Origin of the sequence: Steroidobacter gossypii, assembly GCF_016801985.1 — a bacterium.
In the GTDB taxonomy this organism is placed as follows: Bacteria; Pseudomonadota; Gammaproteobacteria; order Steroidobacterales; family Steroidobacteraceae; genus Steroidobacter; species Steroidobacter gossypii.
Genome location: NZ_JAEVLS010000005.1, coordinates 403,930 through 416,475, shown reverse-complemented (window position 1 = coordinate 416,475; position 12,546 = coordinate 403,930). Strand labels below are relative to the sequence as shown.

Genomic DNA, 12,546 nt, shown 5'->3' with positions numbered 1-12,546 from the left:
ATGACTTGTGAGTCGGGCGCGCTTCCGGGCATCCTGCGCGCCATGCAATCAGAAGAGCAGCTGGCCTCGGCCGCAGCTGACCAGGACAAGCCGCGCGTCGGATGGAAATTCATCTCCCTGCATGCGCTGGCCTACACAGGAACGTGGCTGGCGTTGCTCACGCCGGTGCTCGTCACTATTGCCTTGAAGGTGCGACACCTTGCGCCCGAGCACGCAGCGTCGAGCTTGTCGCTGGTGCTTGGCCTCGGTGCATTTTTTGCGCTGATCGGCAATCCGCTGTTCGGGCGCTTGAGCGATCGCACGACGTCGCGGTTTGGCATGCGCAGGCCTTGGTTGATCGGCGGAGTGATCTGCGGAGCGCTCGCCTTGCTGTTGATCGCGACGGCGACGTCGGTTGCGATGGTGCTGGTGGGATGGTGTCTCGCGCAGCTGGCATTTAACGCGGTGTTGGCAGCGATCATCGCGGTTCTGCCAGATCAGGTGCCCGCCGCGCAGCGTGGAACGGTCGCGGGTGTGATGGGGATCTGTCTGCCGCTCGGGCAGGTCAGCGGCACCTTCCTCGTGCAGCAGGTGAGTGCTTCCACGTTGCAGATGTTCATGGTGCCGGCGGCGATTTGCGTGGTGCTCGTGATTTTGTTTGCGCTGTCGCTGGATGATCGGCGGCTGGCGCCGGGCGCGGTGAAGCCGCTGGGCTGGCGAGATACGGTTGCGATCTACTGGGTCAATCCCAGGCAGCATCCCGATTTCGGGTGGACGTGGCTCAGCCGGTTGCTGTTGGTGTTGGGCACGGCGTTTCTGAACACCTATCAACCGTTCTATCTCATCGACAAACTGGGTCATGCCGCGGTGGAGATTCCGACCCTGATATTTCAAGGCATCCTGGTGCAGACGGTCGCGATCGTTGCAGTGAGTGTGCTGGGCGGGCGGCTGTCGGACGCGATTGGGCGGCGCAAGGTTTTTGTGGTGATTGGCGGTGTGGTGTATGCGATGGGGTTGTGGGTCATCGCGGCGGCGCCGGACTATCCCATGTTCCTCGTTGGCATGACGATCACTGGGATCGGGCACGGCATTTACTTCGCGGTCGATCTGGCGCTGGTGACGGATGTGCTGCCGAATCGCTGGCGGGATGCTGCCAAGGATCTCGGCATCTTCAATGTCGCCAATGCGATGCCTCAAGCGATCGCGCCGGCGGTTGCGCCGGTGATCCTTGCCACCAGCGGTGGGAATTACACCTGGTTGTTTGCTATTGCCGGGGCGATTGCGTTGCTGGCGTCGGTGACGATTCTTCCGGTGAAGAGCGTTCGCTGAGGCGATCGGTGCTCATCGGTCGAGCGAGCTTCGGGCGCGAGCGGTCTGGGGATGGTGAGGGCCGAGTTGGGATTCGAGGGTGGCGAGGGAGCGTTGGAGGAGGGGTTGGGCGCCGGCGTGCCCGGCGGCGAGTTGGGCTTCGGCGAGGCGGGCGCGCGCTTCGGCGAGTTCCCAGCTTTGGTCCCACATCACCTGTTCGCGGAGGAACACCGCTTCTTCGAGCAGAGGAAGGGCTTCGGAGGGGCGGCGAAGTCGAGTGAGGGTTTCGCCCTGCACGAGCAGTGCTTGAGCGAGCGCTAGCTGAGCGACGGGACCAGCGGAGCGTAGCTTGGTTGTCACTTCGGCGAGCGCAGCGAGCGACTGGGCGTTCGGCTTTTGAGCGGCGGCGAGCTTCGCTTGAGCAAGTCGCACGCGATGCGTGAAGAAGTGACCGTCGCCGAACTGCTTCCGAGCTTGCGCCAAAGTCGCATCGACGACTCGAGCGGCGCGCTGCGCGTCGCCGGACGCGGCGAGCGCTTCGGCAAGAAACGTACAGTTCTGTACGTGCAGGGCGCTGCCGCGAGCAGTGAACTTCTCCGCCATGAGCGTCGCTTGTTCAAGAATGGGAATGGCCTGAGCAGCCCGCCCGAGCGCCGTTTGCAACGATCCGTACTGCCCCATGGACGCCGCCACGGCGGCCGAATCTCCGGAAAGTGCGCGCTGCGCCTCGAACGCTTGTTTCAACTCACGCTCGGCATCGGCAATACGTCCCACGCGATAAGAAAGCGTGCCGACGTTGGCTCGCATCACCAGCGCGGGAACATCCTCACCCGTTCCCAGCGCGTCATGAATCGACAACGCCTTGCGATAAGCCGCCGTAGCCTCCTGCAGCCGATTGGCATTCATCAGTGCAATCCCGAGCGAGTTATAAAGAATTGCCGTCTCGCTGTGATTCTCCCCAGAGAGCGCGACGCGCTCCGCGATGGCCCGCTCATTGGTGGCGATGGAGCCAGCCAGATCGCCCTGAGCGCGAAGTATTCGAGCCTTGACCACCAGCCCTTCCAGGCGCTGTTCGGCGAACCGATTGCGATCGCGGTTCCAGAATTCCTCGGCAGGTCGTAGCAGCTCCGCCGCGCGCTGAATATTCCCTCGCGACAACTCGGCATGCGCCAGCTTCTGCTGGGCCAGAGCCACCGTCTCGGGATCCGCCTCCGGCCCCGCCTGCTTCAAATAACCTTCGAGCAGCGGCGCCTGCCCGGCCACATCTTCCAACGCGCCATACAAATCGGCGAGCGTCTCGACGACCTTGCCGGCGAGATAGGGATCGTCGCGATATTCCTGCAACACGCGTTGGGCGCTTCGATCCAGCATGGCTTTGGCAGTGGTCGGACCCGATCCTCCTTGCGCCACCGAACTGCGAAACATCCGCGTGAGATACATCCGCACTGCTTCTTCCCGCGCCGCCGCCCGACGTGCGATATCACGTTCGATCACAGCACGAGCCGCGTGCTCGCGGGCTTCGCGAGCCTGCCAGAGCGCGATGCTGGCGCCGCCGAGGATGGCGATCAGAACGGCTGCCGCCGCTGCAGTAGCAATCCTGTTCCTGCCGATGAACTTGCTGAACCGATACCACGCGCTATCTGGCCGCGCCTGAATGGGGCGGCCAAGCAAGTGGTGCTCGATATCCAGAGCAAAGGCGTCCGCAGTGGCATAGCGCTGCGCAGGATCTTTCTTCAACGCGCGATTCAAGATCGCATCGATGTCGCCTCGCAAGCGGCGGCCGCGCAGAGGATTCGCAGCAATCGAACTTGCCGGAGCAGCGTCGACTTCGGTGATCGCTCGTTCCAGCTGCCCGACGCCGGTCTGTTTGACCTCGTAGGGCAGCATGCCGGTGAGCAATCGATAACTGACGACGCCCAAGGAATAAACATCGGTGGCCGTGCCGATCGGCTCGCCCTTGATCTGCTCCGGCGCTGCATATTCCGGAGTGAACGCGCGCACGGCGAATTGCGTTTGTTCGCCCGGCTGGTTCTCCAGCAACTTGGCGACGCCGAAGTCGAGCAGGCGCACCGACCCGTCGTCCGTCACCAGGATATTGCTCGGCTTCAGGTCGCGATGAACCACCAACCGCGCGTGAGCATGAGCAACCGCGCGCGCTACCTGCAGGATCAGTTGCAAGATCTGCTCGACGGTGAGCTCATGCTGGCTGCAATAATTGTCGATGGTCTGGCCGGCGACGAATTCCATGGCCATGAACGGCCGACCGAAATCGTCGACGCCGGCGTCGTACAGCCGTGCGATATTCGGATGTTCGAGCGTGGCTAGAATGTCCCGCTCGCGCGCCATTCTTTCCGCAAGACCGCCGATCCAGGTGACGTGCGGCAATTTGAGCGCGACGCTTCTTTTGAATGCGCCGTCAGCTCGCTCGGCCAACCAGACGCTGCCCATGCCGCCACGGCCAAGCTCGCGAACCAAACGATATGGGCCGACGTGATTGCCCGGCTCGGGCATGCTCAGCGGCGACGTGTTGATGCCGGTGAGGCTGGTGAACTCCGGAATGTCACGCAAGAACGTGTCGGTGTCCCGCGAAGCATGTTTAGCGAGCAACTCTCGCAGAGCAGGCTTGAGTCGCTCGTAATCGTCGCCGAGGGAATCGATCCAGGTGTTGCGCTCGGGCGGCGGCAGGTCGAGCGCGGTGTCGAGCAGCTCGAACATCTGCTTCCAGTCTTCCGGCCCGATCTTTTGCATGACAGCTAAGGTGTCAGATTGGTGGCCAGGAACAGGCGCGCCTTCTCCCAATCGCGCGCCACCGAGCGCACGCTGCGCTCCAGGGCGTCCGCCACTTCCTGTTCGGTCATGCCCGCGAAATAACGCATCTCCACGACCTTGACCAGGCGCGGATCGATCTTCTCCAGCTCCTGCAGCGCTTCGTGAATCTGTAACACTTCGCGCTCGCGAGGATCTTCCACGTGAGCCGCAGCTGTATCGAGATCGACATGGATCGCGTCACCGCCGCGCCGATCGGCGGAGCGACGACGCACGAAATCAACGACGATAGACCGCATTACCTGGGCGGCGTAGCCCATGAAGTGCCCGCGGTCGTTGGCCTCGATGGCGCCGGCTTTGAACAACCGCAGATAGGATTCATGCACCAGCGCGGTGGTGTCGAGCAACGTGAATTGACCGCTGCGACGGAGGCGGGCGTGCGCCAGTTGGCGCAGGTCGTTGTACAACAGATCGAACAATTGCTCGACCGCGGCGGCGTCGCCCCGCCGGGATGCATCGAGCAGTAAAGTCACTTGCGACATGCAGATCCATCGTCGCCGCTGAAGGGTGACGCGAATCTAGCATACAGCGCCAGCGTGGCCGTGACATACGGCACGGATGGCGCAGCGGCTGCGTTCAGGTTTTCGCGGCCGCCTCGGCCTTGGCTTCCAGCGTCGACCAGCGCTCGAATTTTTCCGACATTTCGCGTTCCAGATCCTCGGCCAGCTTGCGGTCGGCCTTGATCTGATCCGGTCCCTGCTTGTGATAATCGGCCGAGCTCATGCGCGCCGTCAGTTCCTGCTGACGTTGTTCCAGCGATTCGATCTCCGCCGGCAGCTGCGCCAGCTCGCGCGTTTCCTTGTAACTGAGCTTGACCGGGGCCGGCGCGCGCGCCGCGGCTTTCGTTTCTTGCTTGGCTTTTGCCGGTGCGGCAGGGGCAACAGGCGCGGGCCGCTGCGCCAGCCAGTCGCTGTAGCCGCCGACATATTCCTGCCATCGACCGTTGCCTTGCGCCACCAATGTTTGGGTGACCACATTGTCCAGAAAGGTCCGGTCGTGGCTCACCAGCAGCAGCGTGCCGGGATAGCTTTGCAAGGTGTCTTCCAGCAGCTCCAGCGAATCGATGTCCAGATCGTTGGTGGGCTCGTCCATCACCAGCACGTTGGCCGGCCGCGCGAACAGCCGCGCCAGCAGCAGACGATTGCGCTCGCCGCCGGAGAGCGCTTTCACCGGCGAGTTGGCCCGCTGAGGTGGAAACAAGAAGTCACCGAGATAAGTCATGACGTGCTTGCGCTCGCTGCCGATCTCGACCCAATCCGAGCCGGGGCTGATGGTTTCGGCGACTGATTTGTCCGGATCGAGCTGCTCGCGCAACTGATCGAAGTAAGCGACCGCGATGTTGGTGCCGAGTCGCACATCTCCGTTGTCCGGCGCGAGCTTGCCGAGAATGAGCTTGATGAGCGTGGACTTGCCGGCGCCATTCGGCCCGATCAGGCCAAGACGATCGCCTCGCATGATGCGCATGGACAGATCGCGCACGATCGGCCGATCGCCAAACGATTTCGCAACGTCGGTCAGTTCGGCAACGAGCTTGCCGGAGCGTTCGCCGGTATCCAGCGTGAGTTTCACGCTGCCCATTTGTTCGCGCCGCGCGGCGCGTTGTTCGCGCAGTGCTTCGAGTCGACGCACGCGGCCTTCATTTCGCGTGCGGCGCGCTTCGACACCCTTGCGGATCCAGACTTCTTCCTGCGCCCAGAACTTGTCGAACTTGCGGTTCATCACTTCTTCGGCCGCCAGCTGTTCGGTCTTGCGCGTTTCGTACGCGGCGAAGTTGCCGGGGTAGGAGCGCAGCAGGCCTCGGTCGAGCTCGACGATACGCGTGACCACCCGGTCGAGAAACGCACGATCGTGAGTGACGACGATGGATGCCGGGCCCTTGATCAGCAGTTCTTCCAGCGCGGTGATGCCGTCGATGTCCAGATGGTTGGTGGGTTCGTCGAGCAGCAGCAGGTCGGGCTCGAGCGCCAGGGCCAGCGCCAGCGCGGCTCGTTTCCGTTCGCCGCCGGAGGTGGTTTCCGGAGAGCGTTCGGCGGCCACGCCCAGGCGTTGTAAGAATTCGCTGAGCCGGGCCTCCAGGCGCCAGCGTTCGCGTTCGTCGTGGATCTGTTCGAGCTTGCCGCGTGCAACCAGGCTGTCACGCACCGTTGCGGCCGGCGGCAGCAGCGGTTCCTGTTCCACCAGCACGATGTTCAGTCCGTCCTGGCGCGCCAGCTCGCCGTCATCCAAAGGCGCAAGCCCCGTGATGACTTTCAGTAGCGAGGACTTGCCGGTGCCGTTGCGGCCGATCAAACCAACGCGCTCACGCTCGTCGATGGTGAAGTTGGCGCGATCCAGCAGCGGATGCAGCCCATAGGCGAGTTCGGCGTTGCGCAGCGTGAGCAGAGGCATGTCGGTAAAGCGGCAGCGTGGGGCCCGAATGATAACGGCCTCGGCAAGTGCCGGGCTGGAAATCGGCAATGTGGCCTTACAATGCCGGAATGCGTATCGCCAAACCCATCCTGCTGGTCACCACACCCATTGGACTCGCCATTGGCCTTTACGAGGGCTGGCGGCTCGCCGGCGGCCTGGTGTTCATCATGGCCGCGCTCATGCTGGTGATCGCAGTGGCGTTTGGCTCGGTGGTCTACACCATCCGGCGCGAACGAAAAGAGGAAGAGCGCAAGAAGGCTGCGGCCGCGGAGCAGCCGCCACCCCTCGACCGCTGATTACCTGGCGCGAGGTTCGATCACCAGCGTTTGAATGGCGCGGCCAAAGTAACCCCGCTCGTCGCCCAGCTTGGCGAACGCGAGGCCCGCGCCCTGGTCGCCCAGCCAGCTCTGCGCATCCAGCAGGATCCATTCGCCGACCGGCATGCGCGCCAGGCTGATGGTCAGATCGGCGTTGATGAAAGTCCATTGACTGAAGTCGAGCTCCGAGGACACGCCGTTACAGAAATCCCCGGTCATGGCCGCGCGCATCAACGGCGTGATGGACTCGCCTGCGATGATGTCTCGATGGGCTCGAAACCACACCGCGCCGGGGCCCAGCTCTGCGAACGAGCCTCGCACCGAGCGCAGTGTCACCCCCGATGCGAACTGCTCGTAGTCCCGGAAGCGGACCTTCTCCTCCCGGCCTTGCTCCGGGCCCGGCAATATCACCTGTTCGTCCAGCACATGTTCGGGCAGCTCGGTCGGCGCCTGACGGATCTTGAGCACCGTGGCGCGCACGCAGGCCTGACCTTCATGTGACAAAGTCACGTTGCAGACCTGGATCTTGCGTCCCTCGCGCTGCACGTCGATGGTTATTTCCAGCGGCGCGACCGGGATGGGCCGGAGGAAATCGAAAGTCATGCGCGCGACTTGCATGGGCTCGCGCATCGGCATGCGTTCCACCGCCCAGGCGATCAGCGAGGCAGGCGCGCCGCCGTGCTGCAGGTGAGGATCCCACGGCCCGGCGGAGCTGGGCTGGGCATGAGCGATGGAGCCTTCGACGCGGTAGACGTAACTCATAACGGCAACTGTCGTAACGCGGCCGCGGTGGCCGCATCGGCGGGGAAAAACGCTTCCAGCGCCAATTCTGACAGAGTCACGTCGATCGGTGTGCCGAACACCGTGGTGGTGCTGATGAAACTGAGCACGCCCATCGGCGTCGCCAGCCGCATGGGCACGACGAAGGCGTTGGCGCCGTTGCCATCCGCGGTGCGGGCCGGAGCTTGCGGGGCGGGGTAGGCGGCCAGCTCTTCCAGCAACGCGATCAGCACTTTGTCGGCGGATATTTCTATCTGTCGCCGCAGGCGCGCCAACAGATGCGCTCGCCACTGATCGAGATTCACGATGCGGGGCGCGAGACCGTCGGGATGCAGGCTGAGTCGCAAAACATTCATCGGCGGCTCGAGCAGCCGCGGATCGATATCGGTCAGCATCGGCGCGACGGCGCGATTGGCCGCGAGCAAAGTCCAATGCCGATCGACGGCCACGGCCGGGTAGGGCTCGTGACCCTTGAGCACCATTTCCATGGCGTCGCGCGCCGCCTGCAAGGTCGGATCGTCGAGTTTGCGTTCGGTAAACATGGGTGCGAATCCCGCGGCGACCAGCAGGGTGTTGCGCTCTCGAAGCGGCACATCGAGCAGCTCCGCCAGCTTCAACAGCATTTCGCGACTCGGCCGCGCGCGCCCGGTTTCCAGAAAGCTCAGGTGTTTGGAAGAAATCTCGGCTTCGACCGCGAAATCGAGCTGGCTCAAACGGCGCCGCTGGCGCCATTCGCGCAGCAGACGGCCGACGGGTTGGATGTCAGTTGCGTTCATGGCAGCGACGATAGCGCAGCCGCCAGCTCCGGCTCCATTACCTCCGCGGTAATCGACCGACCGCCGCGGACCAGCCATGCTGTGTCCCGTCACACAACCACGAGGACTTCGGTCATGAGCTCCATTCAAACATCGACTTTTCTCCGGCGAGTGCTGGTGCTGGACGCGGTGAGCTGCGCCGGCATGGGCTTGCTGCTGTTGACCTGCAGTGGCTGGTTGGCCGAGTTGCTGAGCTTGCCGGCCGGCTTGCTGTCGGAAGCCGCCCTGGTGCTGTTGCCGTTCGCAATGCTGCTGGCGTTCTTGAGCACGCGCGCCCGGCTGCCGCGGTTCGCGGTCTGGGCGGTGATCGTGGTCAACGCGATCTGGGCGATCGACAGCATCGTGCTGTTGTTCACCGGCTGGGTGCAGCCCAATCTGCTGGGCTACCTGTTCGTCGCGGGACAGGGCGCCTTCGTGGCGGTCATCGCCGAACTCGAGTACGTCGGTCTGCGTAAGTCGCCGACCGTCACTCCTGTGAGTGCGTGAACGGACGCTGAATATCCCACTCGGAACGTTCGCTGCGATCGCCTGCCGTCCCGAATAGTCCCAAAATAATCATCGCTTGCTACTTCGGGACGGCAGCGCGACCGCAGCTCCTTTGCATCTGATCCGCCGCGGGCTGCGATATGCTCGAATACGCCGCGCCAATCCCGGGACTTGGATCGCGGCAGCCCGTTATTTTCGGTACAGTCCATTCTCTACCGTCGCAGCATGGGTGATCGCTCGGCATGAACCCCAAACGAGTTTCCGTGGCCACCGCCATGATCGCGCTGGCAGGCATGATGCCGGTCGCGCAGGCCGCGCAGCCGGGCTTCTACATCGGCGCCCACTATGGCCAGGCCGACAAGCAGATGGACATCGGTCCTTTCAATACCTACGCCGCCACGGTGGTCTATCCAAATCCCGTGGTGCAGCTGACGGTCGAATCGATGACCGCGACGCTGGACACCAAAGACAGCGGCTACGGCTTCTTCGCCGGCTATCGTTTCAACACGCACTTTGCCGTCGAAGGCGGCTACGTGGATCTGGGCAACGTCACGTATCGGGCCAATCTAACTGGCAACATCGTCGGCATCCCCACCACGGCCGTGACCAACGTCGATACCGAGAGCGCCGGCATCACTGTCTCGGCGCTGGGCGTTTGGCCGCTGAGCTATCGCTGGGAAGTGTATGGCCGGGCCGGTGCACTGTTCTCGAGCAACGATTTCCGGCTGTTCTACGATGACATCGAGCAGAACCCGCGACGCGATGCATTCTCCGAGAACGACGTGGACCTGCTGGCGGGAGTAGGCACCAGCTTCAGCTTCTTCGAAATCTACGACGTGCGACTGGAGTATCAGCGTGTGTTCGACTCCGGCGACAAGACCACTGGCGAAGCGGACAACGACATCATTTCCCTCGGCATCACGGTCGTGTTCTGAGCGCCGATTCGACCGATCGAGATCCGCTCCCGAGCACGATTTCCACGGGCCGGTGCACGCCGACCTCGGCGCACAGTTGTTCGGGATGGCGCAGGCGCCAGATTGCCAGATCGGCGCGCGAACCCACCTGCAGCGTGCCGCGATCTTTTGACAAGCCCAGTGCGCGCGCTGCGTTTACCGTGACACCCCGCAGTGTCTCTGCCGCCGTCAACCGAAACATCACGCAAGCCATGTTCATGGCCATGAGCAGTGAAGCGATGGGCGACGTGCCCGGATTGCAGTCGGTGGAAATGGCCATGGGAATATTCAACTGGCGCAGCCGCTCGATTGGCGGCAGTTTGGTTTCGCGCAGATAGTAGAACGCGCCAGGCAACAGTCCTGCGACGACGCCGCGCTCGGCCATGCGCTGCAGGGACTGCTCGGATGTATGCTCCAGATGATCCGCCGAGAGCGCGCCACAGTCTGCGGCGATCTCGCCACCGTTGCCGTCGCTCAATTGATCCGCATGCAGTCGCAAAGGCAAGCCAAGCTCGGCGGCGCGAGCGAAGATGCGTCGCGTTTGTTCCTGAGTGAAGGCGATGCGCTCACAGAACACGTCCACGGCATCGGCCAGTTCAGCGCTCGCCACGGCGGGCAACATTTCGTCACAGATGTGCCGCACATAGTCTTCCTGCCTGCCGGCGAACTCGGGCGGCAGGGCGTGCGCGCCTAGAAATGTTTTGACCACGCTGAGTCCGGTGACCTCGCCGATGCGTTGCGCTACCCGCAGCATCTTGAGCTCGTTGGCCAGATCCAGTCCGTAGCCGGATTTGATTTCCAGCGTGGTGACGCCTTCGGCGGCAAGCGCCCGGGCGCGAGGCAACGATTGTTCGAGCAACTCGTCTTCAGTGGCGGCGCGGGTCGCTTTCATGGTCGCCACGATGCCGCCGCCGGCACGTGATATTTCTTCATACGTCGCGCCGCGCAGTCGGGCGGCGAACTCGTTGCTACGATCGCCGCCGTAGACCAGATGGGTATGGCATTCGACCAGGCCGGGCGTGATCCACAACCCTTGCGCCCGAGTGATCTCGCGGGCGGACCACTGCATGCCGTCCAGTTCCTGGCGGCTGCCGAGCCAGGCGATCCGCCCGTCCTTGACGGCGAGCGCAGCGTCCCGCAGCTCATCCAGTTCCTCGCCCGAGCCGGGGGTGTTGTATGCAGCGCCGCCAGTCATGGTGGCCAGGTGGGCGCCCAGCCATACCCGGTCCCACATCGTGTCATTCGGGGTCGAAGCTTTCATTGCTCCGCAGTCTTATACTCGTGCGCATGTCCATGCAATCCCGCTATCGTTTTCCCTGTGCGTGGCTGCCCGACGGCTGGCGTCGCAACGTGGTCATTTCGGTCGATCCGGGCGGCGATATCGTCGATGTCTCGGCGGACGACACCGTTACCACCGCGCGAATGATCAATGGCGCGGCCATTCCAGGCATGCCCAACGTGCACAGCCATGCGTTCCAGCGCGCCATGGCGGGTCTGGCCGAGCAGCGCAGCGGTCAGGGCGACAGCTTCTGGACCTGGCGCGAGATCATGTACGACCTCGCCAGTCGCATCACGCCCGAGTGCCTCAACGCGGTGGCGGCTCAGTTGTATGCAGACATGGTCAAGGCCGGCTACACCTCGGTGTGCGAGTTTCATTATCTGCACAGCTACGGCCCGGCCGGCGAGAACCGATCGCGCGAAGTGCAGCTGGCGATGAGTCAGGCGCTGATGGATGCGGCCACCACGGCGGGCATCGGTCTCACTGTGATGCCGACGCTGTATCAAACGTCCGACTTTGGCGGCGCGCCGCCGACCGAGCGGCAACGCCAGTTCGCGATGGAGACGGGCGAGTATCTCGATCTGCTCGATGCTCTGCGCCACTCGTCACAACGCTCGCAACAGTTGGAAGTCGGCATTGCATTACACAGCCTCCGCGCCGTGCCTCCGCAGTCCATGCAGGCGGTGCTCGACTCGCAGCGGGACGGGCAGGTGGTTCATATCCATATCGCCGAGCAGGAGCGCGAAGTACAGGCTTGTCAGCAGCACTTCGGCAAACGCCCCATCGAATGGTTGCTGGACAATGCACCGGTCGATAAACATTGGTGCCTGGTGCACGCGACTCACGCCACCAGCGCCGAATTGCAGGGGGTCGCGGCGACTCGCGCCGTGGTAGGTTTGTGTCCAAGCACCGAAGCCAATCTGGGTGACGGCATCTTCCCCATGGAGGAGTTGCTCGCCGCCGGTGGAGCGTTCGGCATCGGCTCGGACAGTCACATCTCGCTGTCGCCGATCGAGGAACTGCGCTGGCTGGAATACCAGGCGCGATTGGCTCGACGCCAGCGCAACGTCCTGACTCAAGATGGTCGGTCGGGTGGCGCGTTGCTATGGCAGCGAGCATGTACCGCCGGTGCGCGCGTCACGGGTCGACCCGTCGGTGAGCTTGCTGTCGGCAAACGCGCGGACATTCTTGTGCTGGATCTGAATTCGTCGCTGTTTGCCGCGCGCAGCGACGAATCCATCATCGATACGTTTGTTTTCTCGGGCACCAGCGAATCGGTGCGCGATGTGATGGTGGGTGGGCGCTGGCTGGTGCAGGAGCGCCGTCATTTCGCCGAGACCGCGGTGTCGGCGGGCTACAAGCGCGCCCTACAAAAGATGTTGAAATCGTGAGAC

11 protein-coding genes are annotated in these 12,546 nt (G+C 63.4%); 5 read left to right on the top strand and 6 right to left on the bottom strand.

Annotation, left to right across the window (positions count from 1 at the left end):
• A complete protein-coding gene (locus tag JM946_RS22200; protein WP_203169567.1) occupies positions 1-1,308 on the top strand; it encodes an MFS transporter in 1,308 nt (435 codons plus the stop codon).
• 12 nt (positions 1,309-1,320) lie between these two features.
• On the opposite strand, the gene JM946_RS22195 is transcribed toward JM946_RS22200, so the two are convergent.
• From JM946_RS22195 to JM946_RS22185, 3 genes are all read right to left on the bottom strand, one after another.
• Positions 1,321-4,035 (bottom strand): serine/threonine-protein kinase, encoded by a 2,715-nt coding sequence (locus JM946_RS22195; protein ID WP_203169566.1) that lies wholly within the window; start codon positions 4,033-4,035, stop codon positions 1,321-1,323.
• 5 nt (positions 4,036-4,040) lie between these two features.
• Positions 4,041-4,595 (bottom strand): ECF-type sigma factor, encoded by a 555-nt coding sequence (locus tag JM946_RS22190; RefSeq protein WP_203169565.1) that lies wholly within the window; start codon positions 4,593-4,595, stop codon positions 4,041-4,043.
• A 94-nt stretch (positions 4,596-4,689) separates the two neighbouring features.
• Entirely contained in the window at positions 4,690-6,501 is a 1,812-nt protein-coding gene (locus JM946_RS22185; protein ID WP_203169564.1) for an ATP-binding cassette domain-containing protein, read from the bottom strand.
• Positions 6,502-6,590: 89 nt separating this feature from the next.
• Here JM946_RS22185 and JM946_RS22180 point away from each other — a divergent pair, with 89 nt between their 5' ends.
• Complete coding sequence (locus JM946_RS22180; protein WP_203169563.1) at positions 6,591-6,818, top strand: hypothetical protein; 228 nt, start codon at positions 6,591-6,593, stop codon at positions 6,816-6,818.
• Here the strand turns inward: JM946_RS22180 and JM946_RS22175 are convergent, their stop codons facing one another.
• Together JM946_RS22175 and JM946_RS22170 are read right to left on the bottom strand one after the other, a co-directional pair.
• On the bottom strand, positions 6,819-7,601 hold the full coding sequence (locus tag JM946_RS22175; protein WP_203169562.1) for a thioesterase family protein: 783 nt from the start codon (positions 7,599-7,601) through the stop codon (positions 6,819-6,821).
• A complete protein-coding gene (locus JM946_RS22170) occupies positions 7,598-8,395 on the bottom strand; it encodes a helix-turn-helix domain-containing protein (protein ID WP_203169561.1) in 798 nt (265 codons plus the stop codon). The genes JM946_RS22175 and JM946_RS22170 overlap by 4 nt, the downstream gene beginning before the upstream one ends.
• A gap of 114 nt (positions 8,396-8,509) precedes the next feature.
• Between JM946_RS22170 and JM946_RS22165 the strand changes: the two genes are divergently transcribed.
• Together JM946_RS22165 and JM946_RS22160 are read left to right on the top strand one after the other, a co-directional pair.
• On the top strand, positions 8,510-8,920 hold the full coding sequence (locus JM946_RS22165; RefSeq protein WP_203169560.1) for a hypothetical protein: 411 nt from the start codon (positions 8,510-8,512) through the stop codon (positions 8,918-8,920).
• A 242-nt stretch (positions 8,921-9,162) separates the two neighbouring features.
• Entirely contained in the window at positions 9,163-9,855 is a 693-nt protein-coding gene (locus tag JM946_RS22160) for an outer membrane beta-barrel protein (protein WP_203169559.1), read from the top strand.
• On the opposite strand, the gene hutI is transcribed toward JM946_RS22160, so the two are convergent.
• Complete coding sequence (hutI, locus tag JM946_RS22155) at positions 9,839-11,134, bottom strand: imidazolonepropionase (protein WP_203169558.1); 1,296 nt, start codon at positions 11,132-11,134, stop codon at positions 9,839-9,841. The two genes, JM946_RS22160 and hutI, sit on opposite strands and share 17 nt — an antisense overlap.
• Positions 11,135-11,160: 26 nt before the next feature.
• On the opposite strand from hutI, the gene JM946_RS22150 reads away from it, so the two are divergent.
• A complete protein-coding gene (locus JM946_RS22150) occupies positions 11,161-12,543 on the top strand; it encodes a formimidoylglutamate deiminase (RefSeq protein ID WP_203169557.1) in 1,383 nt (460 codons plus the stop codon).
• The last annotated feature ends 3 nt before the right edge of the window (positions 12,544-12,546 follow it).